General features: G+C 60.7%; 28 protein-coding genes. 18 read left to right on the plus strand and 10 right to left on the minus strand.

The features are described 5' to 3' along the window. Positions 1-12 precede the first annotated feature (12 nt). Both sdhA and JJ889_RS00295 read left to right on the plus strand, forming a co-directional pair. Positions 13-1,800, plus strand: coding sequence for a succinate dehydrogenase flavoprotein subunit (sdhA, locus tag JJ889_RS00290; RefSeq protein ID WP_291890754.1), 1,788 nt, complete (start codon positions 13-15; stop codon positions 1,798-1,800). Between the two features lie 12 nt (positions 1,801-1,812). Beyond that, entirely contained in the window at positions 1,813-2,592 is a 780-nt protein-coding gene (locus JJ889_RS00295) for a succinate dehydrogenase iron-sulfur subunit (protein ID WP_291890755.1), read from the plus strand. A 66-nt stretch (positions 2,593-2,658) separates the two neighbouring features. Here JJ889_RS00295 and JJ889_RS00300 read toward each other — a convergent pair whose 3' ends face one another. Further along, the gene (locus JJ889_RS00300) at positions 2,659-3,498 is read right to left on the minus strand and encodes a 1-acyl-sn-glycerol-3-phosphate acyltransferase (RefSeq protein ID WP_291890756.1); all 840 of its coding nucleotides are present in this window, start codon (positions 3,496-3,498) and stop codon (positions 2,659-2,661) included. Between the two features lie 144 nt (positions 3,499-3,642). On the opposite strand from JJ889_RS00300, the gene JJ889_RS00305 reads away from it, so the two are divergent. From JJ889_RS00305 to JJ889_RS00320, 4 genes are all read left to right on the plus strand, one after another. Continuing rightward, positions 3,643-4,209 (plus strand): hypothetical protein, encoded by a 567-nt coding sequence (locus JJ889_RS00305; protein WP_291890757.1) that lies wholly within the window; start codon positions 3,643-3,645, stop codon positions 4,207-4,209. 74 nt (positions 4,210-4,283) lie between these two features. Continuing rightward, positions 4,284-4,628, plus strand: a complete 345-nt coding sequence (locus tag JJ889_RS00310; protein WP_291890758.1) for a metalloregulator ArsR/SmtB family transcription factor — start codon at positions 4,284-4,286, stop codon at positions 4,626-4,628. Continuing rightward, positions 4,625-5,122, plus strand: a complete 498-nt coding sequence (locus JJ889_RS00315) for an arsenate reductase ArsC (protein ID WP_291890759.1) — start codon at positions 4,625-4,627, stop codon at positions 5,120-5,122. The genes JJ889_RS00310 and JJ889_RS00315 overlap by 4 nt, the downstream gene beginning before the upstream one ends. Positions 5,123-5,135: 13 nt before the next feature. Next, the gene (locus tag JJ889_RS00320) at positions 5,136-5,777 is read left to right on the plus strand and encodes an MIP/aquaporin family protein (RefSeq protein WP_291890760.1); all 642 of its coding nucleotides are present in this window, start codon (positions 5,136-5,138) and stop codon (positions 5,775-5,777) included. Here the strand turns inward: JJ889_RS00320 and JJ889_RS00325 are convergent. Both JJ889_RS00325 and JJ889_RS00330 read right to left on the minus strand, forming a co-directional pair. Beyond that, a complete protein-coding gene (locus JJ889_RS00325) occupies positions 5,774-6,517 on the minus strand; it encodes a hypothetical protein (RefSeq protein WP_291890761.1) in 744 nt (247 codons plus the stop codon). The two genes, JJ889_RS00320 and JJ889_RS00325, sit on opposite strands and share 4 nt — an antisense overlap. Before the next feature lie 115 nt (positions 6,518-6,632). Beyond that, positions 6,633-10,079, minus strand: coding sequence for an autotransporter outer membrane beta-barrel domain-containing protein (locus JJ889_RS00330; RefSeq protein WP_291890762.1), 3,447 nt, complete (start codon positions 10,077-10,079; stop codon positions 6,633-6,635). Between the two features lie 342 nt (positions 10,080-10,421). Here JJ889_RS00330 and JJ889_RS00335 point away from each other — a divergent pair, with 342 nt between their 5' ends. Then, positions 10,422-11,921 (plus strand): CoA-acylating methylmalonate-semialdehyde dehydrogenase, encoded by a 1,500-nt coding sequence (locus JJ889_RS00335; RefSeq protein ID WP_291890763.1) that lies wholly within the window; start codon positions 10,422-10,424, stop codon positions 11,919-11,921. Positions 11,922-11,935: 14 nt separating this feature from the next. Here JJ889_RS00335 and JJ889_RS00340 read toward each other — a convergent pair whose 3' ends face one another. The 3 genes from JJ889_RS00340 to JJ889_RS00350 form a co-directional block, all read right to left on the minus strand. Further along, a complete protein-coding gene (locus JJ889_RS00340) occupies positions 11,936-12,346 on the minus strand; it encodes a hypothetical protein (RefSeq protein ID WP_291890764.1) in 411 nt (136 codons plus the stop codon). 124 nt (positions 12,347-12,470) lie between these two features. Then, the gene (locus tag JJ889_RS00345; RefSeq protein ID WP_291890765.1) at positions 12,471-12,863 is read right to left on the minus strand and encodes a hypothetical protein; all 393 of its coding nucleotides are present in this window, start codon (positions 12,861-12,863) and stop codon (positions 12,471-12,473) included. Continuing rightward, entirely contained in the window at positions 12,860-13,240 is a 381-nt protein-coding gene (locus JJ889_RS00350) for a hypothetical protein (protein ID WP_291890766.1), read from the minus strand. Before JJ889_RS00350 ends, JJ889_RS00345 begins: the two co-directional genes overlap by 4 nt. Positions 13,241-13,351: 111 nt before the next feature. On the opposite strand from JJ889_RS00350, the gene JJ889_RS00355 reads away from it, so the two are divergent. The 4 genes from JJ889_RS00355 to JJ889_RS00370 all read left to right on the plus strand — a co-directional run bounded on the left by JJ889_RS00355 (position 13,352) and on the right by JJ889_RS00370 (position 17,144). Next, positions 13,352-14,491 carry an iron-containing alcohol dehydrogenase gene (locus JJ889_RS00355; RefSeq protein WP_291890767.1) on the plus strand — a complete coding sequence of 380 codons (1,140 nt, stop codon included), beginning with the start codon at positions 13,352-13,354 and terminating at the stop codon, positions 14,489-14,491. After that, positions 14,488-14,916, plus strand: coding sequence for a thioesterase family protein (locus JJ889_RS00360; protein WP_291890768.1), 429 nt, complete (start codon positions 14,488-14,490; stop codon positions 14,914-14,916). The genes JJ889_RS00355 and JJ889_RS00360 overlap by 4 nt, the downstream gene beginning before the upstream one ends. Positions 14,917-15,055: 139 nt before the next feature. Then, complete coding sequence (gene zapE, locus JJ889_RS00365; protein WP_291890769.1) at positions 15,056-16,195, plus strand: cell division protein ZapE; 1,140 nt, start codon at positions 15,056-15,058, stop codon at positions 16,193-16,195. A 271-nt stretch (positions 16,196-16,466) separates the two neighbouring features. After that, positions 16,467-17,144 carry a class I SAM-dependent methyltransferase gene (locus JJ889_RS00370; RefSeq protein WP_291890770.1) on the plus strand — a complete coding sequence of 226 codons (678 nt, stop codon included), beginning with the start codon at positions 16,467-16,469 and terminating at the stop codon, positions 17,142-17,144. Here JJ889_RS00370 and JJ889_RS00375 read toward each other — a convergent pair. After that, complete coding sequence (locus tag JJ889_RS00375; protein ID WP_291890771.1) at positions 17,134-18,003, minus strand: LysR family transcriptional regulator; 870 nt, start codon at positions 18,001-18,003, stop codon at positions 17,134-17,136. The genes JJ889_RS00370 and JJ889_RS00375 overlap by 11 nt on opposite strands. 161 nt (positions 18,004-18,164) lie before the next feature. Between JJ889_RS00375 and JJ889_RS00380 the strand changes: the two genes are divergently transcribed. Continuing rightward, a complete protein-coding gene (locus JJ889_RS00380) occupies positions 18,165-18,773 on the plus strand; it encodes a hypothetical protein (protein ID WP_291890772.1) in 609 nt (202 codons plus the stop codon). Here JJ889_RS00380 and JJ889_RS00385 read toward each other — a convergent pair. Beyond that, positions 18,770-19,258, minus strand: coding sequence for a DUF3291 domain-containing protein (locus JJ889_RS00385; RefSeq protein WP_291890773.1), 489 nt, complete (start codon positions 19,256-19,258; stop codon positions 18,770-18,772). The two genes, JJ889_RS00380 and JJ889_RS00385, sit on opposite strands and share 4 nt — an antisense overlap. 174 nt (positions 19,259-19,432) lie before the next feature. Between JJ889_RS00385 and mdh the strand changes: the two genes are divergently transcribed. Together mdh and JJ889_RS00395 are read left to right on the plus strand one after the other, a co-directional pair. Continuing rightward, entirely contained in the window at positions 19,433-20,395 is a 963-nt protein-coding gene (mdh, locus tag JJ889_RS00390; protein WP_291890774.1) for a malate dehydrogenase, read from the plus strand. Positions 20,396-20,677: 282 nt separating this feature from the next. Further along, positions 20,678-21,109 (plus strand): hypothetical protein, encoded by a 432-nt coding sequence (locus JJ889_RS00395; protein WP_291890775.1) that lies wholly within the window; start codon positions 20,678-20,680, stop codon positions 21,107-21,109. On the opposite strand, the gene JJ889_RS00400 is transcribed toward JJ889_RS00395, so the two are convergent. Next, complete coding sequence (locus JJ889_RS00400; RefSeq protein ID WP_291890776.1) at positions 21,106-21,612, minus strand: tryptophan-rich sensory protein; 507 nt, start codon at positions 21,610-21,612, stop codon at positions 21,106-21,108. The two genes, JJ889_RS00395 and JJ889_RS00400, sit on opposite strands and share 4 nt — an antisense overlap. Before the next feature lie 185 nt (positions 21,613-21,797). Between JJ889_RS00400 and JJ889_RS00405 the strand changes: the two genes are divergently transcribed. Together JJ889_RS00405 and JJ889_RS00410 are read left to right on the plus strand one after the other, a co-directional pair. Then, the gene (locus JJ889_RS00405) at positions 21,798-22,334 is read left to right on the plus strand and encodes a GNAT family N-acetyltransferase (protein ID WP_291890777.1); all 537 of its coding nucleotides are present in this window, start codon (positions 21,798-21,800) and stop codon (positions 22,332-22,334) included. 13 nt (positions 22,335-22,347) lie between these two features. Then, a complete protein-coding gene (locus JJ889_RS00410) occupies positions 22,348-23,187 on the plus strand; it encodes a universal stress protein (protein ID WP_291890778.1) in 840 nt (279 codons plus the stop codon). Here the strand turns inward: JJ889_RS00410 and JJ889_RS00415 are convergent. Beyond that, positions 23,184-23,918, minus strand: a complete 735-nt coding sequence (locus tag JJ889_RS00415; protein WP_291890779.1) for a LytTR family DNA-binding domain-containing protein — start codon at positions 23,916-23,918, stop codon at positions 23,184-23,186. The two genes, JJ889_RS00410 and JJ889_RS00415, sit on opposite strands and share 4 nt — an antisense overlap. Positions 23,919-24,078: 160 nt before the next feature. On the opposite strand from JJ889_RS00415, the gene JJ889_RS00420 reads away from it, so the two are divergent. Then, entirely contained in the window at positions 24,079-24,510 is a 432-nt protein-coding gene (locus JJ889_RS00420; protein ID WP_291890780.1) for a DUF2141 domain-containing protein, read from the plus strand. Positions 24,511-24,520: 10 nt separating this feature from the next. Further along, complete coding sequence (locus JJ889_RS00425; protein WP_291890781.1) at positions 24,521-26,032, plus strand: carotenoid oxygenase family protein; 1,512 nt, start codon at positions 24,521-24,523, stop codon at positions 26,030-26,032. Positions 26,033-26,038: the final 6 nt, after the last annotated feature.

The raw sequence follows: 26,038 nt of genomic DNA on the forward strand, positions 1-26,038 counted from the left end.
CGGACAACACACATGGCCGAATACAACTGGATTGATCACACCTATGACGTCGTGGTCGTTGGCGCTGGCGGCTCCGGCCTGCGCGCCGCTCTCGGTGCTTCCCAGGCCGGTCTGAAGACCGCCTGTATCACCAAGGTTTTCCCGACCCGCTCCCACACGGTCGCAGCCCAGGGCGGCATTTCCGCCTCGCTCGGCAATATGGGTGAGGATGACTGGCGCTGGCACATGTACGACACCGTAAAGGGTTCGGACTGGCTGGGTGACCAGGACTCCATCGAATATCTCTGCCGTAACGCGCCGGACGCGGTCTACGAGCTGGAGCACTGGGGTGTGCCCTTCTCGCGCACCGAGGACGGCAAGATCTATCAGCGTGCCTTTGGCGGCATGACGCGCAATTTCGGCGAAGGCCCGGTCCAGCGGACCTGTGCAGCGGCAGACCGGACCGGTCACGCCATCCTGCACACGCTTTACGGCCAGTCCGTGCGCAATGAGACGGAATTCTTCATCGAGTATTTCGCCCTCGACCTGATCATGGACGATGACGGTGTCTGCCGCGGTATCACCGCCTGGAAGCTGGACGATGGAACGCTGCACCGTTTCCGCGCCCAGAAAGTGATCCTGGCGACCGGTGGTTACGGCCGTGCCTATTTCTCCGCGACTTCGGCGCACACCTGTACCGGTGATGGCAATGCCATGGTCCTTCGCGCTGGCCTGCCGCTGCAGGACATGGAGTTCGTGCAATTCCACCCGACCGGCATTTACGGCGCCGGCGTCCTCATCACCGAGGGGGCCCGCGGTGAAGGCGGTTATCTGACCAATTCCAATGGCGAGCGCTTCATGGAGCGTTATGCCCCGTCCGCGAAAGATCTCGCCTCCCGCGATGTCGTCTCACGCTCGATGACCGTCGAGATCCGCGAAGGTCGCGGTGTGGGCGCCAATGGCGATCACATCCACCTGCACCTGGATCACCTCGACCCGGCTATCCTGGCCGAGCGCCTGCCGGGCATCTCGGAAAGCGCCAAGGTCTTTGCCGGCGTTGATGTGACCAAGGCACCGATCCCGGTCCTGCCGACGGTTCACTATAATATGGGCGGCATCCCGACCAATTATCACGGCGAGGTGCTGACCAAGAAGGGCGATGACCCGGATGCGGTCGTGCCGGGCCTGATGGCTGTCGGTGAAGCGGCCTGTGTCTCTGTCCATGGTGCCAACCGCCTGGGCTCCAACTCGCTGATCGACCTCGTGGTCTTCGGTCGTGCGGCAGGCCTGCGGGTCGGTGAGACCGTGACACCGGGCGCGACCCAGCCGGAATTCAAGGCTTCTGAAGGCCAGAACACGCTGGATCGCCTCGACCGCTTCCGTAACGCCAAGGGCTCGACTCCGACGGCGAAGATCCGCCTGGAAATGCAGCGTTCGATGCAGACCAATTGTGCCGTCTTCCGTACCGGCGAGGTCCTCGATGAGGGCGTCGAGGCAATGAAGAACGTCTATTCCGGCATGCCGGACATTGGCATCAATGACCGCAGCATGGTCTGGAACACGGATCTGATGGAAACGCTCGAGCTGGACAATCTGATCAGCCAGGCAGCCGTCACCGTCAACGGTGCGGCCAACCGTGAAGAAAGCCGCGGCGCACACGCCCGCGAAGACTTCCCGGATCGCAATGATGATGAGTGGATGAAACACACGCTCGCCTGGTGTGACGAAAACGGCAAGGTCACCATCGACTACCGCCCGGTCCACACCTACACGATGTCCAACGACATTGCCTATATCGAGCCCAAGGCTCGGGTTTACTAGGGGAAGATCACCATGGTTCAGCTCACACTTCCCAAAGGCTCCCAGCCCAAGAAGGGCAAGTCCTGGCCCAAGCCGGACGGTGCCAAGAACACCCGCACTTTCCGGGTTTATCGATACGACCCGGAAAGCGAACAGGGCCCGTCCTGGGACACCTACAAGGTGGACATGGATGATTGCGGCCCGATGGTTCTCGATGCCCTGTTGTGGATCAAGAACAATGTCGATTCGACCCTGGCCTTCCGCCGCTCCTGTCGTGAGGGCGTGTGTGGCTCCTGTTCGATGAATATCGGCGGCCGCAACACCATCGCCTGCACCTCCGGCATCGAGGAGTATAACGGCACGATCACCGTCTCGCCGCTGCCGCACCAGCCGGTGGTTCGCGACCTGGTGCCGGATCTGACACAATTCTACGCCCAGCACGCGGCGGTGAAGCCGTATCTGAAGACCGATACGCCGGCACCGGAGAAGGAGTGGCAACAATCCCCCGAGGATCGTGAAAAGCTGGACGGTCTTTACGAGTGCATCATGTGCGCCTCGTGCTCGACCTCCTGCCCGTCCTATTGGTGGAATGGCGACAAATACATGGGCCCGGCAGCCCTGTTGCAGGCCTATCGCTGGCTGGCGGACAGCCGCGATGAAGCCACCGGCGAGCGCCTGGACGATCTCAACGACCCGTTCAAGCTCTATCGCTGCCACACCATCATGAACTGCGCCCAGGTCTGCCCGAAGGGTCTCAACCCGGCAGAGGCGATCGGCGAGATCAAGCAGATGATGGTCGAGCGGGAAAGCTAGGCCTGCTGACTCAGCAGAACCAGAAAACCCCGCAGTGTCCGCTGCGGGGTTTTTGCTGTGTGCCCTTTATTCCAAGGCGATACGTTCACAAATATCGCGGAGCATGAGTGTCAGTTCGGCGTCAGTCCCGCCGTGCTCCGCGACATCGACAGGCTTTGCAAAGTCCAGTCGATACTTCGCGCCCTTCTTGCCCATCAGACCGTGGAAGATGGTCATGTCCTTTAGCTCCTCGTTTATCTGGGCAAGCAGGTAATAGAGGAAGGGCATGCGCTGGCGAACGGCGAGAGGGATAATCGGGGCCTTGAACTTGCGCGCCATGCTGACGGCCGTCGGGTGCCAGACCTTGTCCTTGAGCCGCCGCTCTTTCCAGTTCCACTCGGACATGCGTCCCGACGGAAAGATCACCACGCACTTGCCCGCCTTGAACTCGGCGAATGAACGCTTGAGCAATTCGCGTGACTGGGAGCGGTTTCGTTCATTGTCACGCCATTCGACCGGAATGATGCGCTCTTCCAGCCCGTGACAGACCTTGAGGGCATCGCGATTGGCGAAATAGACAGCATCCGGTCGCCGGGCCCTGATCGCATCCCAGAGCGCCAGGCCATCTGCAATCCCGCCGGGGTGATTGGCGACGATCACACATGCCCCCTCCTTGGGAATGTGCTCGAGCCCCGTCACATCCGTGTCCAGCGCGAGGAATTGGGACATCCATTCCAGGCATTGCGTGCCGGTCAGCCCGGCAATTTGGTCCGCCATCCACACCGCACGCCTGTAGCCAAGCATGGGATATCCCACCGCCTTGATCATCGGCCACAGAGGCGTGTGGATCAGTTTCGGTGCCCGGTCCTCGATCAGCGCGTCAACGACATGCTGCTCGGAAATGTAGACGGAATCAGTGTTTTCCATGCGTTGAACAAACTCCCAGCGCCTGTTTCGTGCAAGTCCGAACTGGCGATCGGGCCACAAAGGTTAACACGGTGTTTACAAACTGGCCCGGCATTTGCGTTGACCAGGGCAGGATTAACCGAGTGTTCACCATCGGGACGAGCCATGACCAAGACAGACACCCTGCCTGCCGGAAGCTTAAGAAAACTCCCAACCCAGCGCGAAAACGCCCGCGACGATCTCGTTGCAGACTATGTCGGCCTTCTCATGGACGAGACCAGCCGAGCCTTACAGCTGGGGGAGAGCTGGATCGGCGCAGAGTGCGAGCGCCGCAAGGCTATTCTGGACACAACGGTGGGCGGTGACACAACTCCGCTCGATCTGCTGATCCTCGGCGATAAACTGGGCTTCTCCACCATGGCAGAACACTGGGCCACGGCCAGTGCTCGTCTCAAGATTGGCGGAGTGCTGTTGGTGAGCGCCGCCTCCCAGGCACCTGCGGCGCGCCTGTGCGACACCCTGTTCATCGACCCCAACTGGGCCTTCGAGGACATGATCGGTGGCGAAGTCGCCGTATTCCGTCGCATCCGCAAACCGCGGACGCAGCCGGACACGCTCAAGCCTGTCACGACGGACACGCCTGCGGCCACGGAGAAACCGGCAGGGCTGATGTCCGGCGTCATGCGGACCTTGTTCAAGGATCGCTCAGCACCGCTAGACCGGACGCGCTAGTCACCCGTCGCGATGTCGCAAAACTTTCACGTAATTTCGATCTAACGGTCATGCTTACGCCTTAACAGGCAGACATGACTGACCGTTTGAGTATTTCCGGTTTCTCGGCGCTTTCGCACCCTGTTCGTCTGGCCCTGTTCCGGACGCTGTGCCAGCGCGCGCCCGATACCGTGTCCGCAGGCGAACTCGCCAGCGGTTTCGACATCCCGCCCTCGACGATGACGGGTCATCTCCAGGCGCTGGAACGCGCCGGCCTGATCCGGTCCCAGCGGCGCTCTCGCTTCATGCTGTACTCCCTGGATCATGACGGCACCCGGCAATTCCTGACATTCCTGCTCAAGGATTGCTGCGGTGATCAGCCGGATCTGCTAGCGGGTCTCGTTGAAAACAACGCAACCGTTCTCCAGGAAGCTTCATGACCTCGCGCCCTCTGTCGGTACTTATTCTCTGCACCGGCAATTCAGCTCGATCCATTCTCGCCGAAGCGCTTCTGCAGGGCCTTGCCGGGGATCGCATCATAGCCCTGTCCGCGGGCTCGCAGCCGAAAGGCGAAGTACATCCGGCGGCGCTGGAGCTGCTGCGGGCGCGTGGTTTCGATATCGGCGGTTTCCGCTCGAAAAGCTGGGACGAGTTTGACGATGCCAGTTTTGGCGGCCAGCTGGACTTCGTCTTCACCGTTTGTGACAGCGCAGCGGCAGAGGCCTGCCCGGTCTGGCCGGGTCATCCAATGACCGTGCACTGGGGCATTCCGGACCCCGCTGCGGTCGAGGACGCGGGTCCAGAGCAGCGCCGGGCTTTTGAAATCGCCTACGATCAGCTTAAACAGCGCATTAAAGCCTTCCTGGCCATCGACAACCTCGATCCGGCCCGCGAAGGCCTGAAGGCCGAGCTCCAGGCAATCGGTCGTCTCTGAGGGACGCAGACACATGTTCGCACGCGCACTGGCCGAAGCCATCGGAACTTTCTTCCTGCTCGTCGCCGTCATCGGCAGCGGCATCATGGCAGAGAGTTCGACCAATGACATTGCCCTGGCCCTGCTGGCCAATGCCCTGGCAACAGGTGCAGCGCTGGTCGTGCTGATCACCACATTGGGTCCGGTCTCCGGCGCCCATTTCAACCCGGCCGTCTCGCTGGTGATGCTGCTGCGCGGAGAATTGAGGTCGAGCGAAATGGCGGTTTACATCGCCTCGCAGATTGGCGCCGGTCTGCTGGCAGTGCTCGTCACGCATTTCATGTTCGCACACAGCCTGCTCCAGTTCTCGACAACTTCACGCACCGGCCTGGCGCAATACGGATCGGAATTCCTCGCTACTTTTGGTCTGGTTTTCTTCATTCTCCTCGGTGTCAGGCACAATGCCCGCGCCGTGCCATGGATCGTCGGCCTATACATTACCGGCGCCTACTGGTTCACTTCTTCAACAAGCTTCGCGAATCCAGCCGTCACCATTGCCCGCAGCTTCACGGACACGTTTGCCGGCATAGATCCCGGCCACGCCCCGCTCTTCATCGTCATGCAGATTCTCGGTGCGATCGCGGCCTGGCTCGTAGCCAAACCGCTGACGCGCTAGTCGATATCGGTTCCGATCCCCGGACCACCGCGGCCACCTGGACCACCTCGCCCGCGATTACCCCGACCGCCACGTCCCTGTCCGCGCTGGCGCGTTCCAGCACCAACCCTGCGGTCCTGTACCAGTTGAGCGCATTCCGGTGTCAGGGCTTCCGCCTGCATGGGCTCGACGACAAATATCGCCGCCTCCTCAAGAATCCCTGCCCGTTCAGACACGCTGACAGCAGCAAGCAGGTTGGCCTCCAACGTGTCGGGAATGCGGTTGATGCCATAGGCCCGATCCCGCGAGTTTCGTGTATAGACGCTGGCCCAATAGACCCCGCGCTCGATCGCTTGCGGTGATCCGACATCCCAGTAGGCGCGCGCCAGCTCAGCCTGGGCCGCGCCCCAGCCGGCACTGGCCGCAATCTCGAGGCGCTCGAAACCCTCGGTCAGATGTTCCGGTCGCATGATGTCGGGCGTGGTCTCGGCATCCGCCAGACGTATAAGGCTGTTTCCGGCCAGGTGTTGTGCGATCTCATACCCGTGACCTTGTCCAGCGACGCAGCGCAGGATCGGCAGGGCGGCGTCGTATCGTTCACGGTCAACCAGGCGTGACGCCAGTGTAAATCCCGAAACCGGGCCCGCTCCGGCTTGCCCGGGCGCTTCTGCCCGACGTTCACCGCGTCGTCCTTCAGGCCCCGAGGTTGAACAGGCGGCCAGCAGAGTGACACTGGCGATGACTGAAATGGATCTAAACACGCTTGTCTCCGGATCTGTGCCCCGCAGTTCTACGCAGGAAACACAACAGTCCGTCGCGCAAAAAGAAACACCCGGCCGATTGGCCGGGTGTTCCCTTAAGACTCATGCATCGTGATTAGAACGGCATGCTGATGCCGATGGATGCACCGCTGTGGTCAATCATCTTACGGCGGTCCTCAATAAAGGCGCCAAAGCTGAAGGTCAGTCCGTTTTCGAACTCACGCTCGACCCCGACGGAGAACTCGTGCCAGGCCGAGTTCACATCGATGCGCTCCACAGCACCAAAGCTTACGCCCGGCGCGCCCTGGAAGGACGCAGAGTAGGACTCGATCTCGTCACCGTAATCCGTCGCCGCACCGATATAGGCAACCGGCGTGAAGCCAGCGAAGGTGCGCTGGGTGCTGAGATTGAAACCGATACGAGCGATAGAGCTGTCGACGGAACGACCGTCAATGATCAATGCTGGCGTGGATTGAACCGCCTGCACGCTATAGTCGAACGAAGTCGAGACATAGCTGGCAGTCGGAACAACCTGGATCGCCGCGTCTTCACCGGTCAGGCGGAAATCAGCGACGAGACCGAATGTGGTCGCCTCGCCGTCCATGTCCGCTGGAACAGCAGATGCCGCGGAACCAATGAGAACCGCACGATCCGCATCAATTTCATTGTCACCGAAGCTGTAGAAAGCGGACACGCCCATACGATCGCCCTGGTAACCACCAAAGAGGCTGTACTGCGTCGTCGTGGTCTTGCTCGTCAGCGACGGCAGGTTAGCCGGGTTGTCCATTTCAGAGCTGGCGAAACCGAACGCCGCACCGACCGACCAGCCGGAATCGAAGTTGGCTTCCAGACCGAACAGCGAGAACTCGCCGTCCAGCTCTGCAGTGCCGGCACCTTGGATGAGATCCACATCAGCGCCGATAACACCTACTTCTGCGAAGGCACGCAGGCCCGGACGGGTCGCCTCGTGATCACCACCATGGTTGTGGCGGAAGATCATCTTGGCACCAGCCTGCTGCAGCGGGTTGGTCGACCCGTCACGCTGCATCTCGGCAGATTGCATGGCGACAGCAAGATCCATCGCCGTGGAACCGCCGCTGCTGCGGATCTGGCCCATCAGGGCTTCGCTGAGCGTGTCAGAATGCACGCGGGCGGAGCGATCAAACATCACGGATTCAAACGGAGACAGTGAGTTCAGAGCTGCCCCGAGCGAGTCACCGGACAGCAAGTCCAGACGGCCATAGATGGCAGACAAGGCATCATAGTCCGTGTCACGAGCCGCATCCAACGCACCACCGAGGCTCGACTGGAAGGCGTTGGTATAGGTCACCTGCGTGCCGAAGCTATCAGCAGTGAGTTCAAGGTCGGCCTGACCGGCTGTGAGGTTCACCACCGGACGCAGAACACCCGGCAGATCAGCGACGCTTGCGAAGTTGCCGATGATGGAATTCGCCGTCAGGAAGGTGAATGTGTCACCGTAGCGCGGCAGATAACCACCCAGCGGATTGAAGACCAGACCACCATCAAGCGATACATCACCCGTGACGTTCAGGGTCGAGGAATCGGTGCCGTCAACATTGATCACAAGCATGCCTGCGCTGGACTGAACGTAGTCACCCAAGACATCAAGCGTGCCCGTGGACGACGCGGTACCCGGCATGACAGCGCCACCAATATTCCAGAGCGTCATGGTGTTGAGCGTGCCGGTACCGGTCAGAAGACCACCGGTCAGCATGTATTCGCGCGCATTCACGCGACCGCGCAGATCCACAATACCAGCAGACTGGTTGAACGAGATCAGCGTGTTGAAGGTCCAATCGGCGCCGATGTCAAAGCGTGCATTCGCATGCGACACGGTCATTGTGTCGACTTCGACATTCATATCGAGCGTCGTCGTACCTGCATTCGACAGATTCACGTTGAAGAAACGTGCGACGCTGGAGCTCGGATCATTGAAGGTGCCGTAGGTGCCGAAATGGTTGTTCGGAACCCAGGTACCCGGCGCGAGGTTCGAGGCAACACCGGTCAGACCGTCCTGGGTCGCAACAACACCACCGAAATTGGCGGCCAGATTAACATCCTGCACCTGGACTTCAGACGCTTTGTCACCCGGTGCCGTGGATACAGGCACGTTATTGTCCTGGACCTGTACGCCGGAACCCTTGCCAGTCAGACCCGGCAGATCCGCTACGCCGCGGAAATTGATGCCCAACCCAGCTGCAAGGGCATCGAGTTGCTCGGCGTTCGGAGCCTGCGGCGCCGGAGGATTGCGGTGTGCATTCACTTCCGTGTCGAAAATCGTGCCAAAAGCACCATCCGTTGCGGTCATCGCCTCGATGGCGCTGGTCGGAGCCGTCGTGGACAGGCCGTTGACCGCATTACCGTTCTCATCGAGCACGAAATAGTTCGGATCCAGAGTCTGTTGCCAACGCGATGTGTCAGACCAGACACCGTCGCCCTCAGCCGCGGACGCGTAGACGTTCGGATTCTGCGCGACGATCCAGTTCTGGTAGAGGAAGAGCGGATTATAATAGCTGATGTCGCCATAACCGCCATTCGGGCTGGTGAAGGTCCATCCGCCGGACAGAACGCCCAGGATCAGGTCCTGGCCGTTGAAGTTCGAGAAGAGCGCACTACCGGAATCACCGCCTGCCGTACCGGCCTCACGAGCGGTCGCATCACCCGGGAACCAGTCCATATGATCACCGATCGCGATCGCGGAAGTGAAATCGAAGGTGGTGACACCAGCGAAGGGCGGCGTTGCACAGGTGATGTCATTCGGGCCCAGGTAAACCGTGCCGCGCGTACAATCATTCGCATTGCGATCCGGGCGATCGAAATCGGTATGATACATCATCTGCGAGCCAGACGGTCCGACGATGCTGGACCAGCTGCCCGGTGCAATACCGAACGTCGCGGTGAGGAAATCATCTTGGGAAATCAGCGCGTCGACCATGTTCTCACCGGCGCGACGTTTCCAGTCGATACCACCGACCGGGACAGTGCTGCCCGTACCATTGCCGCCGTAACCGACCATGTCGACGTGACGCGCTTCGCTGATCGCGGAGAAGAGCATACCATAGGTCGGCAAGCCGATCGCCGGCGTGTCCAGCGTCGCCATAGCTACGTCGGCACCCGGGAAAGAAAATCCGGTGTCCAGAACAGTTTGATACTGGAGGACGTTATAGACATGCATGTCCGGGTTGGACTGGAAGCTGTTGGCGAACCAGTTCTGGAAACCCGGCAGGGCATCCACGCCGAAGCTGAACGCCATCGGAATGGACCCGAACGTGCCGAACTGGGCATTCGGTGCGTTATCCGCACAGTGCGCAGCAAAAATGACCGTCCGTGCGTTGACCAGCTGACCGGTACAGACAAATCCGCCCGCATACATCATGCCGACGCCGGACCATCTGTTTTCCGTATCGACCATTCCGTCGACACCAACATCATCACGACCCGGCAGGGCGTGCGCGGTACTGGCGGCCATCGCCAGGATTGTTGCAGATGCAGTGATATTTAGAGCGCGCTTGAACGTGCTCCCGAAGCTCTTTTTGGACAAGGCTATCCCCCTTATGTTTTTCATGGTCCGCGGCAGGACGGAACATCGAGCACTAACCCTCGCGACCGGACAGGCAGATCCCGGTAGCGCGACCGTCGGTTGCCGCATACTCATATTCTATAGACTTGTCGATATGGCACGTTCGTCAAGTCGAATTAACCATCCGCAATACTTCTTTTCACCAGGCGTTGTTCTGGTGCAACGATTACCGGTTTTCAGTCGATGACAAGATCGGGAAGTGCGGCTGCCTCTGCTCGACACAGGCTTCCAGCCGTATTAAGGGAGCCGCAAAGATCCTGCCCGTTCTGGGCACGTATTAGAACTATCAGGGGAGAGACGCGCATGAGCCGCGAGATTCATCACTTCGTGAACGGCAAATCCCATACCGGCAATTCCGGTCGTTATGGCGATGTCTTCAATCCCAGCACTGGCGAGGTGCAGGCCCGCGTCCAGCTCGCGACGACCGACGAGGTTGCCAATGCCGTGGAAGGTGCCAAGAAGGGCCAGGCGGTCTGGGCGGCCATGAACCCGCAGCGCCGCGCCCGCGTCCTGATGAAATACAAGATGCTCGTCGAAGCCGAGATGGACAGCCTGGCTGAACTCCTCTCCTCCGAGCACGGCAAGGTCATCGCCGACGCCAAGGGCGACCTGATCCGCGGTCTCGAGGTTGTCGAATTCGCCATGGGCGTGCCGCACCTGCTAAAGGGCGAATACACCGAGAGCGCCGGCACCGGTATTGACGTCTATTCCATGCGCCAGCCGCTGGGCGTGGTCGCTGGCATCTCGCCGTTCAACTTCCCGGCCATGATCCCGATGTGGTTCATGGGCATGGCGCTGTCCACCGGCAACGCCCTCGTGCTCAAGCCGTCGGAGAAGGACCCGTCCGTTCCCGTCCGTCTCGCCGAGCTGTGGATGGAAGCGGGCCTGCCGGAGGGCGTGCTGCAGATCGTCCACGGCGACAAGGAAGCCGTCGACGCCCTCCTGCACCATGACGACATCAAGGCTGTCAGCTTCGTCGGCTCCTCCAACATCGCCCAGTACATAGCTGCAACCTGTGCTGCCAATGGCAAGCGCTTCCAAGCCATGGGCGGCGCCAAGAACCACGGCATCATCATGCCGGACGCGGACATGGACCAGGTGGTCAAGGACTTCCTCGGCGCGGCTTACGGGTCTGCCGGCGAACGCTGCATGGCGCTGCCGGTCGCGGTTCCGGTTGGCAAGGATACGGCGGATGAGTTCGTCGCCCGCATGAAGGAAGAGGCCCAGAAGCTGAACGTCGGCGTCTCTACTGATCCGGACGCACATTACGGTCCGGTTATCAGCGCGGCTCACAAGGCCAGCATCGAAAACTGGATCGGCAAGGGTGTCGAGGAAGGCGCGGACATGCTGCTCGACGGGCGCGGCTTCTCGCTACAGGGACACGAAAAGGGCTTCTTCATCGGTCCGACCCTGTTCGACCATGTCACCCCCGAGATGACCTCCTACCAGGAAGAGATCTTCGGCCCGGTTCTGCAAGTGGTTCGCGCTGCCGATCTGGAAGAGGCCGCCGCTCTGCCAAGCCAGCACCAGTATGGCAATGGCGTCGCCATCTTCACGCGCAACGGCCTGGCCGCGCGCGAGTTCGCTTCCAAGGTCAATGTCGGCATGGTCGGCATCAATGTGCCGATCCCGGTTCCGGTGGCCTACCACTCCTTTGGTGGCTGGAAGCGCTCCGCCTTCACCGACACCAACCAGTACGGTACGGATGGCATCCGCTTCTTCACCAAGATCAAGACGGTGACCCAGCGCTGGCCATCCGGCGAGATTGGGGACCAGGCCTTCGTCATTCCGACGATGCAGTAACAATAAAGCCGCCCCTAGAGGGCGGCTTTTTTCTTGGCTTCTGCACGGCGGGCATTTGCGGCAGTTTGAAGCCAGTCCAGTGCAGCCGCCACTTCGTCAAACACCGCGACCTCGACATTGAGTTCCGGCATCTGTTTCCACACTGTCTCGTAATGCGCCTCGGTCCAGGCGTTCGGTGGCAAGAAGGCGATCGGCAGCTTGCGCTCGAGCGCAAACACAAAATTCTCGACGATCTCGGCCGAATAGGACGGCGTGCTGGTCACTTCGGTGACCCGCGCATCCACAAGCACACCTGTGGCATCGCCCCCCGCAACGAGCTCCCGTACAGTCTCATGAGCCCAACCGGCCTCCTGACGGCTGAGCACGCCCCAGCTTGTCATCGAGACAAACGGCCCCTCTTCGAGAAGCTCTACCTTCACAGCCATACGCACCACCAAACACTATTCGTCTTGTTTTTTGTCCCATCGGGACAGCGGAGACCTACAGGGCAGCGGCAGGCCTTGCCAGTATTTGAAAATTCGATTCACCTACCACAGAAGGCATTCCGGGCTAGCTGCACTTCTTTCGCGAGCTGGCGATTTCCGCGCTCAGCCAGTCGCGCGCCTCTTCCTCATCGCGGAAGGTCTCAAGGCGCAAACCAAATGCTGAAACCGTTCCGAACAACAGGGCCACCTGCTCGTCGGGAAAGTCACTGGGCATGACCAGGGCTGCGGGGCGCGTCCCGATCATGGTCGCCGCGGTTTTCAGCGAACGCAGCCAGGTCTCGTGGGAGACATCCCAGCGGGCATGATCCATGACGTAGAGAAATCCGGAAGGATCAGTTTTCGCGACCTCGTCTGCCAGCATGCCTTCCTGGCTGCCCGCATCCGCTTCGGTGCGCTGTCCGGTCTGGTACACTAGGAGGATGCCGGTCTCGGCATCATACTCCAGCATCGCAATCATCGGCTTCGGGCGACCTTTGCGACCCAGTCCACGGCCTCCTCCAGCGTCGCAAAAACACGGACCGGCGTGCCATTGTTGAAGCCCGTCAGCTCCAGCAACATGGACTGGTCGGGTGTCACGCCACCATCGATGACATAGGCTGTTGGAACATGGGTGCCGATCTTTTCGAAATAGTCGGCAATCAGATCAATCCAGGCTTCCATGGGGATGTTGACCGTGTCGGCGCGTGTATCGATTACGACGCCGCGCGGATTGTTCGCGAAGACAGCGTCACGCGTGTCATCAATAGCCTGGTCGATATCTGCAGGTCGGATATCACCACTGCCAACCTGCAAAACGATGCGTTTCTCGGGCAGAAATCTGACACTGATCGGCATGCAATCCCCGCGCGAACGACTGCATGGCGTACAATATACGGAAGAAACTCCGGTTCAAGGCGCTTGCAGTAGTTTGCGGCTTTGGTCACCCTGTCCAGGAGGAGACTATTCATGCCCGCGTACGACTTCCGGACCGTTCCGCACATCCATATTGGCCGCGGTGCTTCGCGCCATCTGGCGCGCATTTGCGCGCCGCTGATCGGTTCGGCGAAACGCATCTTCCTGGTGACCGATAGCGGTGTTCGCGGCCACGGCCTCACAGATGCCGCTGTCACCAGCCTGCAAGCTGCCGGGCTTGAGGTCCTCATCTTCGATCAGGTGGTTGCTGATCCGCCCCGCGATGTGGTCCTAATGGCCGAGGACAAGGCCCGCGACTTTGGTGCTGAAATAGTCATCGGGCTTGGCGGTGGAAGCTCGATGGACACGGCGAAACTGATCGCTCTATTGCTCGGCTCGACACAGACTCTGGAAGACATGTACGGCGTCAACAATGCCACCGGCCCGCGCCTGCCGCTGGTGTTGATCCCGACAACGGCGGGTACCGGTTCCGAAGTCACTCCGATTTCCGTCATCACGATTGGTGAAAGCACCAAGATGGGCGTCAACGCCCCGCCACTCTATGCCGACATTGCTGTCCTCGATGCCGAGCTGACCCTGGGTTTACCGCGAGCGGTCACAGCAGCGACGGGCATCGATGCCATGGTACACGCCATCGAGGGCTTCACCTCCAAAATCGAAAAGAACGCCGTCTCTGACAGCCTGGCGCTGGCCGGATTGAAGAAACTTCACGGTGCCATCGAACGAGCCTGTTCGAATGGGGACGATATCGAAGCACGTGAAGACATGCTGACGGGCGCCCTGCTGGCCGGCCAGGCCTTTGCCAATGCTCCCGTCGGGGCCGTGCACGCGCTCGCCTATCCTCTGGGCGGGGTGTTTCACATCCCGCACGGACTATCCAATTCACTGATGCTGCCGCCGGTGCTGCGCTACAACGCTCAGGCCGCCGAACCTCTCTACGCGGAACTCGCCGAACATCTCGGCTTGCATGCCTCGACCGACGGGCTGGTCACCGAGATGGAGCGCATCGCTGACGAAGTTGGCATCGAGACCCGGTTGTCCCAGCTGGGCATCAGCCATAACGACCTGCCGCGACTGGCACAGGAAGCGATGGAAGTGAAACGCCTGTTGGTGAACAATCCCCGCGAGATGACGCTGGAAGCCGCCCAGGCTTGTTACGAGGCCGTGCTGTGATCGAAAAACGCTTGCGCGAGGACTACCGCCACTGGCTCTCTCAGCCGACCCGCTGGGCCGACAATGACATCTATGGCCATGTGAACAATGCGGCTTATTACGGGTTTTTCGACACCGCCGTGAATTGCTTCCTGATTGATGATGCCGGGCTGGATATCCATGCCGGTGCGGTGATCGGCCTGGTCGTGGAGACCGGCTGCAACTATTTCGCCCCGCTTGCCTATCCCCAGACGATCGAAACCGGGCTGCGCGTGGCGCGCATCGGCTCTTCGTCCGTGCAGTACGAACTTGGCCTCTTTGCGAAAGGCGAGAACGCCCCCGCCGCCCAGGGTCGGTTTGTCCATGTCTATGTTGATCGTGAAACCCGGCGCCCTGTGGTGCTTCCGGATGCCATGCGGTCCGCCCTGGAGAAAATCCATGCGTGAAGTCCGCCGCCCCGCCTTGCTTGCCGGGATCTGCACGCTGGCGCTGGCATTGATCATATTCGCCATCGTGCGCCACTGGCCGGGCTGATGTTACCAAGACCGATTGACGTTTACAGCGGACAGCGGCAAGAGGCCTGACATGCCTACGCCAATTGACATGTGGAAAGCGCGCGTGGCCGCCGGGGAGCTGTCCCCCGACGCGGCACAAGAACACGCGGCCGAGATTCTGACCATGTTGACCGTTCAGCTGGTCGAATGGAAATCCGGCCACAAACCGTTTTTTGGTCGCGCGAAACCTGCGCCCAAGGGCCTCTATCTCTGGGGTGGGGTGGGCCGGGGCAAATCCATGTTGATGGATTTGTTCTTCAAGGAGGCACCCGTTGCGAAAAAGCGCCGCGTTCACTTCCACGAATTCATGCAGGATGTGCACGCCCGGATCGGCGAGTGGCGTGGGCTGAAACCCGGCCAGCGCAAACGTCGCCCCGAATACGTGAAATCCGCCGGTGACGACCCGATTCCGCCGGTGGCCCGGGCGTTGGTCCGGAACGCAAAACTGCTGTGCTTCGATGAGTTCCAGGTCACCGATATCGCCGATGCGATGATCCTGGGTCGCTTGTTCGAAGCCATGTTTTCCGAAGGCATCGTGGTCGTTTCGACATCGAATCGACACCCTGACGCGCTCTACAAGGACGGCATCAACCGCCAGCTCTTTCTGCCTTTCATCGACTTCCTCAAGGACAGTCTCGACGTCTGTGAGATGGGCGGCGACACCGACCATCGGCTACGCCAGCTCGAGGCCGCGCCGGTCTATTACTGCCCGCTGGACGCCGAGGCGCAACTGGCGATGGATGATGCCTGGGAGCGCCTGACCCAGGGAGCCGCACCGCAATCCTGCCAGATCGAAGTGAATGGCCGGGCCCTGAAAGTCGCGCGCGAAGCCGCGGGCGTTGCACGGTTCACCTTCAAGGAGTTATGCGCCCAACCCCTTGGACCCGCCGACTTCCTGGCCATCGCGGCACGCTTCCATACGGTGCTTGTGGACAACACCCCGCGGCTCAGCCCCGACAAGCGTAACGAAGCCAAACGCTTCGTAACCTTGATCGACGCCCTCTACGAGGCTCGCACCAAACTGGTCATGAGCGCCGATGTAGAGCCCGTGGACCTCTATCCTGCCGGCGACGGAGCCTTTGAGTTCGAACGCACAGCGTCGCGCCTGATCGAAATGCGCACGCATGAATACCTGGCTGCTGAACGACAAGGCCCTGATCTTCAAAGCTGACCTGACCGCATTTTAACCCCCTGACCATGTATCGAAAATCCCGACCTGCCACTGTCTCCTCGGGCGGCAGATCACCACGTCAGGGGGATAGACCATGATCATCAAAAACCGGCTGACGGGCCTGACCGTCGGCTTCGCCACTTGTACTTTGGCCCCATACCGGAACCGACTGGAGCGAGGCCGCCCTGCGCGAATGGATTGATGCACAGCCCTGAGCTGGCTCACCCTGAAAAGCATGATAGATCTCCCGAAGTTTTCCGGGAGGTTTTTCATGTCTCGCTCTATCGGTCTTGATGAAACGCTGACGGCCTATGTTCGCGGTGCCAATCGCCAGGAACATCCGGCGCTGGCAGCCTGCCGCGAGTTTACTGCCAATATGGGTCAGATCGCGCGCATGCAGATCTCACCCGAACAAGGCGCCTTTCTGCAACTCTGCGCCCGTCTGGCCAATGCCCGTACCGTGGTCGAGATCGGCGTTTTCACCGGCTATTCCTCGCTGGCGACCTTGCTGGTCATGCAGGAACTGCACGGTGACATGGCCAGGCTTTATGCCTGTGACATCAATGCGGACTATTTTCGCCAGTCAAAGCGCTTCTGGGACCAGGCTGGCGTGACCGGGCTGATCGACATGCGCCAGGGCGATGCCGTCGAGACCGCCAACACGCTCGTCGGTGAAATCCCGGGCGAGGTGGACATGATGTTCATCGATGCCGACAAGGCGAATTACGACACATATTACGAAGCTGGCCTGAAACTGCTGCGCTCAGGCGGGCTGATGCTACTGGACAATGTATTGTGGTCCGGCGACGTGGCCGACGAACGCAAGCGCGAAGGCGATCGCGACACACGCGCGCTTTACGACATTGCGGAGAAAATCCGCGAGGATGACCGCGTAGACATGGCCTTCACCGCCATCGGCGACGGCATTCTCATGGTCATCAAGCGCTAGTCAGCCGCCCTTCAAACAGGTTCTTGCGAGCCCGCAGGCCATCGGCCAGGAAGTTGAACAGGCTGCGAATGCGCGGCGAGGACAACAAGTCCTTGTGCGTCAACACCCAGACATCCCGGCTCGGCCAGGTCTGGTCCGGGATTATCCTCGCCAGGTCCGGCTGGGTGTCGGCCAGGGCACAGGGAAGAACGGCCATTCCAAGTCCTTGTCGGACAAGAGCTAATTGGCCCTCCATGCTTTCCGTGTTCCAGATCCGCGAATTGATCGACAGGCCACGATCCCGCGCCCAGGTTTCAAGCTCGCCCGGCTCACCCCAGCCGATCCACGGCAGGCTCATCCCCTGCGCCGCCAGGTCCTTGCGCGCATACAACGTCATGTGGAACGTGCCCGCGCGTCGCCCGATCAGGTGTTCCGGCGGCGTGTTGGAGCCGCGCACGGCGATGTCCGCCTCGCGCTTGGTCAGATTGGCCTCGGTCATCGAGACATCGATATCGAGATGCACATCGGGGTGGCTCTGGTGATACTCCGCCAGGATATCGCCGAGAAAGCCGCTCAGCATGTAAGGCGGGACAGTCAGACGAACCTCACCTTCCAGCTCCTCGCCGCCACCGATCAGGCGTCGCTCCAGCGAGTGCACATCCGTTTCGACCTTGCGCGCTGTGTCCAGCATCTGCTCGCCTGCAGGTGTCAGGATCAACCCGGTCGGCAAACGCTCGAACAGGCGCTGTCCAATGCGTTTTTCGAACGAGGCAATACGACGCGAAATCGTGCTCTGGTCCAGGCCCAGATCAGCCGATGCTGCCTGGGTGGAGCCGGCCTCGGCAGTTGCGAGGAAGGTTTGCAGGTCTCTCCAGTCCATAAAGGCAATCTAGTGTATGCCTCAGCGCATCACCACCCTGACGCGCGACTGATAACAGATGCGATTTTGCATGATAGACGTGATGGGTTCGAGAGTCCGATCAGCGTGTTTTCTCAAGTGAAGATCTTGAGCCAATCCGCCCGGCGGTCCAAAAGACGAGCATGCAGGCTCGATTGATTTTCTCGCACCAGGAGGGTTTTCCCTCGCCTCAAGCCCTCGCGGATTTCGTGAAACGGGACGGTCGTGGCGGACTTACGCCCCGCGATGCAGGCATGTTCGCCTATGCGATCGAACACGGCGCACTGATCGCCATACTGGACGAGGGCGATGAGTTGATCGCCATGGCCGGCATCCTGCCCCTGGACGAAGGCAAGTTCGAATTGGGTGGCGCGCTCGTCCGTCCGGACATGACAGGTTTCGGCCTGCAGAAATTCATGGTCCAGGCGCGGCTGGCGGTCTTTCTGGCCCGTAAGATCGCGCCCTGGACCAGCCTCTACACAGGCGCGGCGCACGCGGATTACGGCGCGGGGTCCCGCAAGGCGCTCACAGGAGCCGGCTTCGCAAGCATTCCCTACGCAGATGGCCCGCGGGAATTGCGTGAGGAATGCCAGACCTGCACCAAGGCCGTACCGGAGGGGCAGGTCTGTTGTTACCAGTTCTACCGCGCCCCGGACGTCGGGATGCCGATTGCCTATGAAGCCGGATTGGTCTCCATCACCAATTCCCGCGATGGCCGCCAGCTGGAACTGGCGCTGTCGGCGCTGGCCTAGCCGTCCATCGACAATTCAAACGCTACCGGCTCGCCTTCCGGCGAATAAAACTTGCCGAAGGTAAAGGCCGCAGCGCCAGGCCCTTCGCGGTCGAGCTGTTCCAGTTTCGTCTTGGCCTCGGCAAGGTCCGGAGTGTGGCCGGCGGGCACCCACCACAAGACCAGGTGATGGCTTTCCATCGCGGCAAACCACTCCTTGCGACGATTCATCACGCGGGCGTGGACCGTCTTGTTGACGAAGGTCAGCAGGCTTTCGAGATCTTCCCAGACACTGAGATTGACGAGCAGGCGCGGATCATCGAATGCCTTGATATCCATCGTGCCGACACCTTCCTTGTCGACCAGGCGCCAGACATAGCCCGGCATGCGCTCGGCCATGGTGTTGACGGGCTCGACCATGTCGACGAAATCCTTGAAACGCGGATCATCATCCTCGTAACGGGCGCGGGCAATATTGAGTTCGGCAAGGTGATATTGGGTCGACATCAGGCTCTCCTCCGGTCCGTCTGCAATGTGGGGAGGGGTCTGCGTCGGCGCAATGGCCCGAAGCGCTGCATCAACGGCGTGACGCGATGTGCACTTGCAGCATGGATCAAGCGGCGCTAGACCGCCCACAGAATTCTTTCACTACGTGATCCATCCGCTCAAGGAGTCTCCTCAATGGCCCGTAACAAGATCGCCCTTATCGGTTCCGGCATGATCGGCGGTACGCTCGCCCACATCGCAGCACGCGAAGAACTCGGCGACGTTGTTCTGTTCGACATCGCGGAAGGCATTGCCAAGGGCAAGGCACTCGACATCGCCGAAGCCAGCCCGGTTTTCGGCAAGGACAGCAAGCTGGCCGGCGCTGATGACTATGCGGCCATTGCTGACGCAGACGTTTGCATCGTCACCGCAGGCGTCCCGCGCAAGCCGGGCATGAGCCGCGACGACCTGCTGGGCATCAACCTGAAAGTCATGAAGGCCGTGGGTGAGGGCATTGCCAAGCACGCTCCGAACGCCTTCGTGATCTGTATCACCAACCCGCTCGACGCCATGGTCTGGGCGCTGCGTGAATTCTCCGGTCTGCCGCACAACAAGGTCGTCGGCATGGCTGGCGTGCTGGACAGCGCGCGCTTCCGTCACTTCCTGGCTGATGAGTTTGAAGCATCTGTCGAAGACGTCACGGCCTTTGTCATGGGCGGTCATGGCGACACGATGGTTCCGCTGCTGCGCTATTCCACCGTTGCCGGCATCCCGGTTCCGGACCTGATTGAAATGGGCTGGTCCACGCAGGAAAAAATGGACGCAATCGTCGACCGCACGCGCAAGGGCGGCGGCGAAATCGTTGCTCTGCTGGGCAATGGCTCCGCCTATTACGCGCCGGCGGAAAGCGCCATCGAAATGGCCGTTTCCTACCTGCGTGACAAGAAGCGCATCCTGCCCTGTGCCGCACACCTGACCGGCCAGTTCGGCCAGGACGACCTCTATGTCGGCGTTCCGGTTGTGATCGGCAAGGACGGTGTCGAGAAGGTCGTCGAGATCTCCCTCAACGCAGACGAACAGGCAATGTTCGACCACTCGGTCGACGCCGTCAAAGGCCTCGTGGAAGCCTGCAAGGGCCTGGAGCCGAGCCTGGGCTGATCCAGCGGGCATCTGCCAGAAAGCAAAGAGCGGGAGCCAGGCTCCCGCTCTTTTTGTTTGTGCCTGTTGCGCACTAGACGCCTAATCAGTTTTCAAGGCGCAGGACCAGTATCCAGTTCATCACTCCACCCGTTGGTCTGCTAATGAAACCAGAGGATGCGGGAGAATGGCTAATATCCGGTAACTCGAAACCTCAAATGCATTTTGAACGAAGGATGCCTAGACGATATTCTTCAAATTCACCCTGAGCTTGCATTTCGGGTAGAATGGTCCAGCTTTTGCATGAATATTCTAGAACTCAAGCAAAAGCGGTTGAACGGATACACAAGATTCGTGTCTAGGGACGAAGACATAAAATCATTTGTCACTCATGTTGAAGTGACGTTGTCCGGGGAAATCGACCCTCGGCGCCTGCTCACGCTCGCGCGCGACATTGCCAAACGCGATGGCTGGTACAGACGAAATCCTTTGATCGTGGATGCCAGCGCCGGCCGCTTTCACACGTCGCTGGCGGAACTGAATGAGCTACCCGACCCGACTGCGACTGATGGTGATACCATCAGCAAGACGGTGTGGATCGGCAATTCAAGTCATTGCGCCGAGGCTGCGCAAATGCTGGAGCTCTTGCTCAGCCGTTGCGGCAGGTCGGCTGTCACCTTTGCTGACAGTCGAGAAGAAGCCCGGGCAGCGTTGATGGAAGAGATCGAGGCCTAGAGCCCGCCGATTACGCCGACATTCAGACGCATCAGCTCGAAACTGACTGTCAGATTGAATGTGTGCCAGGCGAAAACCGGCCAGAAGAGATATCCGGCTGCGCGCGAACACCGTCCGACAATCCCGGTCACAAACAGAATATAGACCCAGCTGCCCAGTTGGGCGACGAAGCCCAGTGCCACATCACGCGCGCCGAAGAAAAACAGCGTATGGCCGATGATGACGACCAGCGCGCCCGCAATCAGGAGTGAGCACAGAAAGCGCATGCCGTCACGGCCACTTCTCTGACACAGCCACAGGGCAATCGCGATCGGGGGGATCATCAGGACACCGATGAGGACGGACAGGTCCGTACCCACCGTCCAGTTCGGCGCGTCCAGCCCCGAGGCCCAGTCACCACCGCCGGTCGACTGCACCCATCCTGCCAGCCCGCCAGCAAGGCCAGCGGCCGCTATTAGATAGATCAAAAACCGTATCACTCCGGGACGCTTTGTCTCGTCCATGGTGTGTACTACCCCACTGCTTTACCCCTGGGCCTGTCCAAGCAAGACCTGCGCCAGCGGCTACCCCTCAGCACTCATATCATATTCAATCGGCACACAGAGCAACTTCGCCGCTCATAAAGCATGAGCGTTGCAGGTGCGCCGATTTGACCCTTTGCAATTCATCCGGTTCAGGAGTGCCATCCATGGAAAGACCCATCATTGAAACCGAACGCCTGCTTCTGCGTTACCCTGAAGAGCGCGATTTCGAGCCGCTCGCCGAAATGATGCAGGACGAGGAAACAGCCCGTTTTATCGGCGGCAAACAGGAGCCGGCCATTACCTGGCGTGCCTTCTGTGGCCTCCTTGGGCACTGGCAATTGCGCGGTTTCGGTTTCTTCTCCGTCGTCGACAAAAAGACTGATGAATGGCTTGGCCGTGTCGGTCCGTGGTATCCGCATCAATGGCCACAGCCAGAAGTCGGCTGGACCATCAAGCGACAGGCCTGGGGAAAAGGCTATGCGCCCGAAGCTGCTGCCGCCTGCCTCGACCACGTGTTCAACACGCTGGAATGGCCATCCGTCATTCATCTCATCCATGTCGACAACACGCCCAGCCAGGCCGTTGCCGCCAAGCTCGGCTCCAGCGACAGCGGCCGCGAAGTCGAGGTCCCCGGCTTCGGGATGATGGTGAATGTATGGGGGCAAACCGCTGAGGAGTGGCGTGCCCGTCGAGACAACTAGGAAAGGCTTTCGCATGAAACTCCGTCGCGTTATCGCCGTGCTCTCCGGCAGTGAGGAAGACACCCCGCTGCTGTCCAGGTCCTATGCGATCTGCGCCGATTACGAGGCGCGCCTGGACGCGCTCTTCGTCCGACGAAACGCAGCCAGCGGCGGAGATTTCCTGGGTGATGCCTTCTCAACCTACGGCATGGAAGCCGTGCTGGAAGCGCTGGATGACGCCGCGGCGATTGCGGCCCGGAAGGCCCGCCAGAGCTATGACCAGCGCGCTGACGACGCAGCCCCGGACCATATCGGACGGTTTGTCGAATACATCGGCCTGCCACGCAGCGCGATGAGTCGTGAAGGTCGCCTGTCCGACCTCATCATCATGCCCAAACCCTCCAGCAAGGACTTGCGCAACAAGCTCAACTCCATCGAAACCGCCGCATTTGAATCCGGTCGTCCGGTTCTCGTCCTCCCGACCGCGCGCGCATGTACCGGCCATTTCAACGATATCGTCATCGCCTGGGATGGCTCGCTGGAAGCGATGCACGCGGTTGTTGGCGCCGTGCCTTTCCTGCAGGCCGCCGAGAACGTGACAATTACCCATGCTGGTACCGAGAGCGAAGCAGCCAACCAGCTCGCGGAACTCTCCGATTATCTGGAACTGCACGATGTGCGCGCTGCCACCCGCTCGGTGGATCTGGACGGGCGCAGCGTGGCGCGGGCGTTGATCGAGACATCCTCCCAGAACGGTGCTGATCTTCTGGTCATGGGCGGGTTCGGAGCCCCGGGCTGGCAGCGTTCCCTGGGTCGCGACGAGACCACCTGCCTGATCAAGGACGTACCGTTCGCCATCCTGCTGGCGCACTAATACCAGCCCGCCTCGCGTAGTTTCGGCGCATAGGTCCGGCTGACCGGCGCGGTGATGTCATTCTTGAGCGTGAGCTGGGCGCGGCCCTGGCCACGCTCGACCTCGACCACCGCGGCCTTGGCGACCCACCAGGACCGATGCGTCTGTTCGCCCGTACCGTCCGGCAGCGCGGCAATCGCATCACGCAGGCGCATCAGGATCAGCGCATCCCCGCCCTCGCAATGCACACGCAGATAGTGATCCTCGGATTCCAGAGCCAGGATCGGCGAGCTGCGCAGGCCGATCGGCAAGAGATCCAGAAGGCTGGACCCGACCGTGGCTTCCGCCTCGTCAGCGCGTTCGGCCTCCTGTTTGCGGCTGGTCAGCCAGCCGATGACGGTCACACCTGCCGAGATCACCCATACGAGCCCGAACACGACCGGAACCGCCGATAGCGGAAAGCCCGGACCCCACGCACCCTGAATAAGCACCACACCGGCTGTCACCGGAATACTCACCGACAGCGACAGCGCCAGCATGTGCGCCCAGTCCGGCAGGTCCGGCGCATGCTTGCGCATGAACGGCTGGATCAGCGACGCCGACCCCCAGCCGACAGCCATGAGGATGGTCCAGTAGAAATAGCGCAGCCATAGCGGCAGCTGATCGGTGTCATAGGGCGCCAACACGGTCATGAAAGCGCCAATCACGAGGACCGAAACAATTTCCGAACGGTTTTTCCGAAGCCAGTTCATGTGCCACTCACGATACGTGAACCGACATCTAGCGCGTTTCGCGAAGCCTGGCAGCCCTTTCACGCAATCTCGCTCGAAAAGCGCCGCAGCCTGCCGCATCACCAATCCAGATCCCGCCAAACAACAAGAGCGGGGCGCTTAAAGAGATTGGACCAAGACAATGAAAAACATCACCACAGCACTCTTCACCCTCGGCCTCCTCGCTGCTTCTGGTGCACAAGCCCACGCCGCCGACACCGAGCTGACCCTGACTGTCACCTCGATTGACAACCACCAGGGCACGCTGATGGTCGCCGTCTTTGACAGCGCGGATGCCTGGAGCGGTGGATCACCGGTCGCCGGCGCCCGCATCGACGTGTCCTCCGACACCGCCTCTGCCTCGCTGGGCGCGCTGCCGGCCGGCCAGTACGCCATCCGCATGTATCACGACGTCAATGGCAATGGTGAGCTGGACACCAATCTGATGGGCATCCCCAGCGAACCCTTCGCTTTCTCCAACAATGCCCGCGGCAGCTTCGGCCCGGCCTCCTGGGAAGACTCCGCCTTCGAGGTGTCCGGCGACACGGCCACGCATTCGGTTCGCCTGGACTAGGGAGAGCATCATGAAGCTGGATCGTCGCGAGACCCTGAAAGTCATGCTGGCCGGCACGGGCATGGCCGGCCTGTCCTCCGCCCTTTTTGCCCAGTCCATGGACCCGGTTTATGCCGCCTATGAGGCCGCGAGCCAGAATGATCCGTGGACGCTGATCACCCGTGACGCTCCGGCCGAGGGATTTGACGGCGAGGCTGTTCGTCTGCACGGCCGCATTCCCGACGGTCTGCGCGGAACGCTGTTCCGCAATGGCCCCGGGCGCTTCAGCCGCCAGGAGTACCGCTATCGCCACTGGTTTGACGGCGACGGTTTCATCCAGTCCTGGAACATCACTGATGACGGCATCCGCCACCGCGGGCGTTTCGTCCAGACTGACAAATGGCGCAATGAGGAGGCAGCGGGCCGTTTCCTGGTTCCGGCCCTTGGCTCCGTTCCCCCCAATCCCGGCGGTTTGACCGGGCCGGACGACATGAATGTCGCCAATACCTCGGTGATGATGCTCGGCGATGAATTGCTGGCCCTTTGGGAAGGCGGTTCTGCCTGGTCGCTCGATCCCGACACGCTGGAAAGCAATGGCGCGCGTCGTTGGGGCAACGGGCTGGACGGCGTTCCCTTCTCGGCCCACCCCAAGCGCGAGCCGGATACCGGCATCGTCTGGAATTTTGGCCAGGACGCCATCAATGACCGCCTCATCGTGTGGAAGATCTCCCCCGAAGGCGAGCTGCTCCAGGCCGGCCTGGTCAATGACATCCCCGGCGGCATGATCCACGACTTCGTGATCACGGAGCGCTCGCTGGTCTTCCTGGTCGGTAGTTTCCGTTTCGAGGAAATGCGCCTGCCCTTCATCGAGAGTTTCCGCTTCCAGTCGGAAACCCCGATGTATGCCGTCGCGATCGACAAGAATGACTGGACGCAAAAACGGGTCTGGGAAATGGATCCGGGTTTCCTCTTCCACTTCGGCAGTGCCTGGGAAGACGTTGAGGGCACGATCCGCCTGGACGCGGCGCTGTCTCAGGATGCGGGTTTCGCAGACGGCGGTGCCTATGCCGTCATGCGCGGCGAAACCCAGTCGGAAAGCGATAGCCAGACCCGTCACAGCGAGGTGACCTTGCGCACCGGACGGCCGGTCGAAATCCGACTTCTCGGACCGGACTTCGCGGAATTCCCTCAAGTCGACATGCGTTTCACCGGGCGTCGGCGGACCCGCAGCTGGTCGATTTCCTGGCGGCCGGACCAGATCCGCAGTGCCACAACAATCGACTGCCGCAATCTGGAGACCGGTTCCCTGGATCGGTTTGATCACGGCCCGGGCATTTATGTAGAAGAGCCGCTGTTTATTCCTGCGCCCGGGCGCTCCCGCGAAGGCGAGGGCTGGATCATCCACACCGCGCTCAATGCCCATGAGCGACGGACCGAAATGCACATCTTCGATGCGCTGCACTTGTCCGACGGACCGTTGACGTCCTGGCGCCTGGGCTATTCCGGTCCGTTCGGCTTCCACGGCACCTGGCGTCAGGCCTAGGAGAAC

It is taken from the genome of Maricaulis sp. (genome assembly GCF_017643475.1).
Lineage (GTDB): Bacteria > Pseudomonadota > Alphaproteobacteria > Caulobacterales > Maricaulaceae > Maricaulis.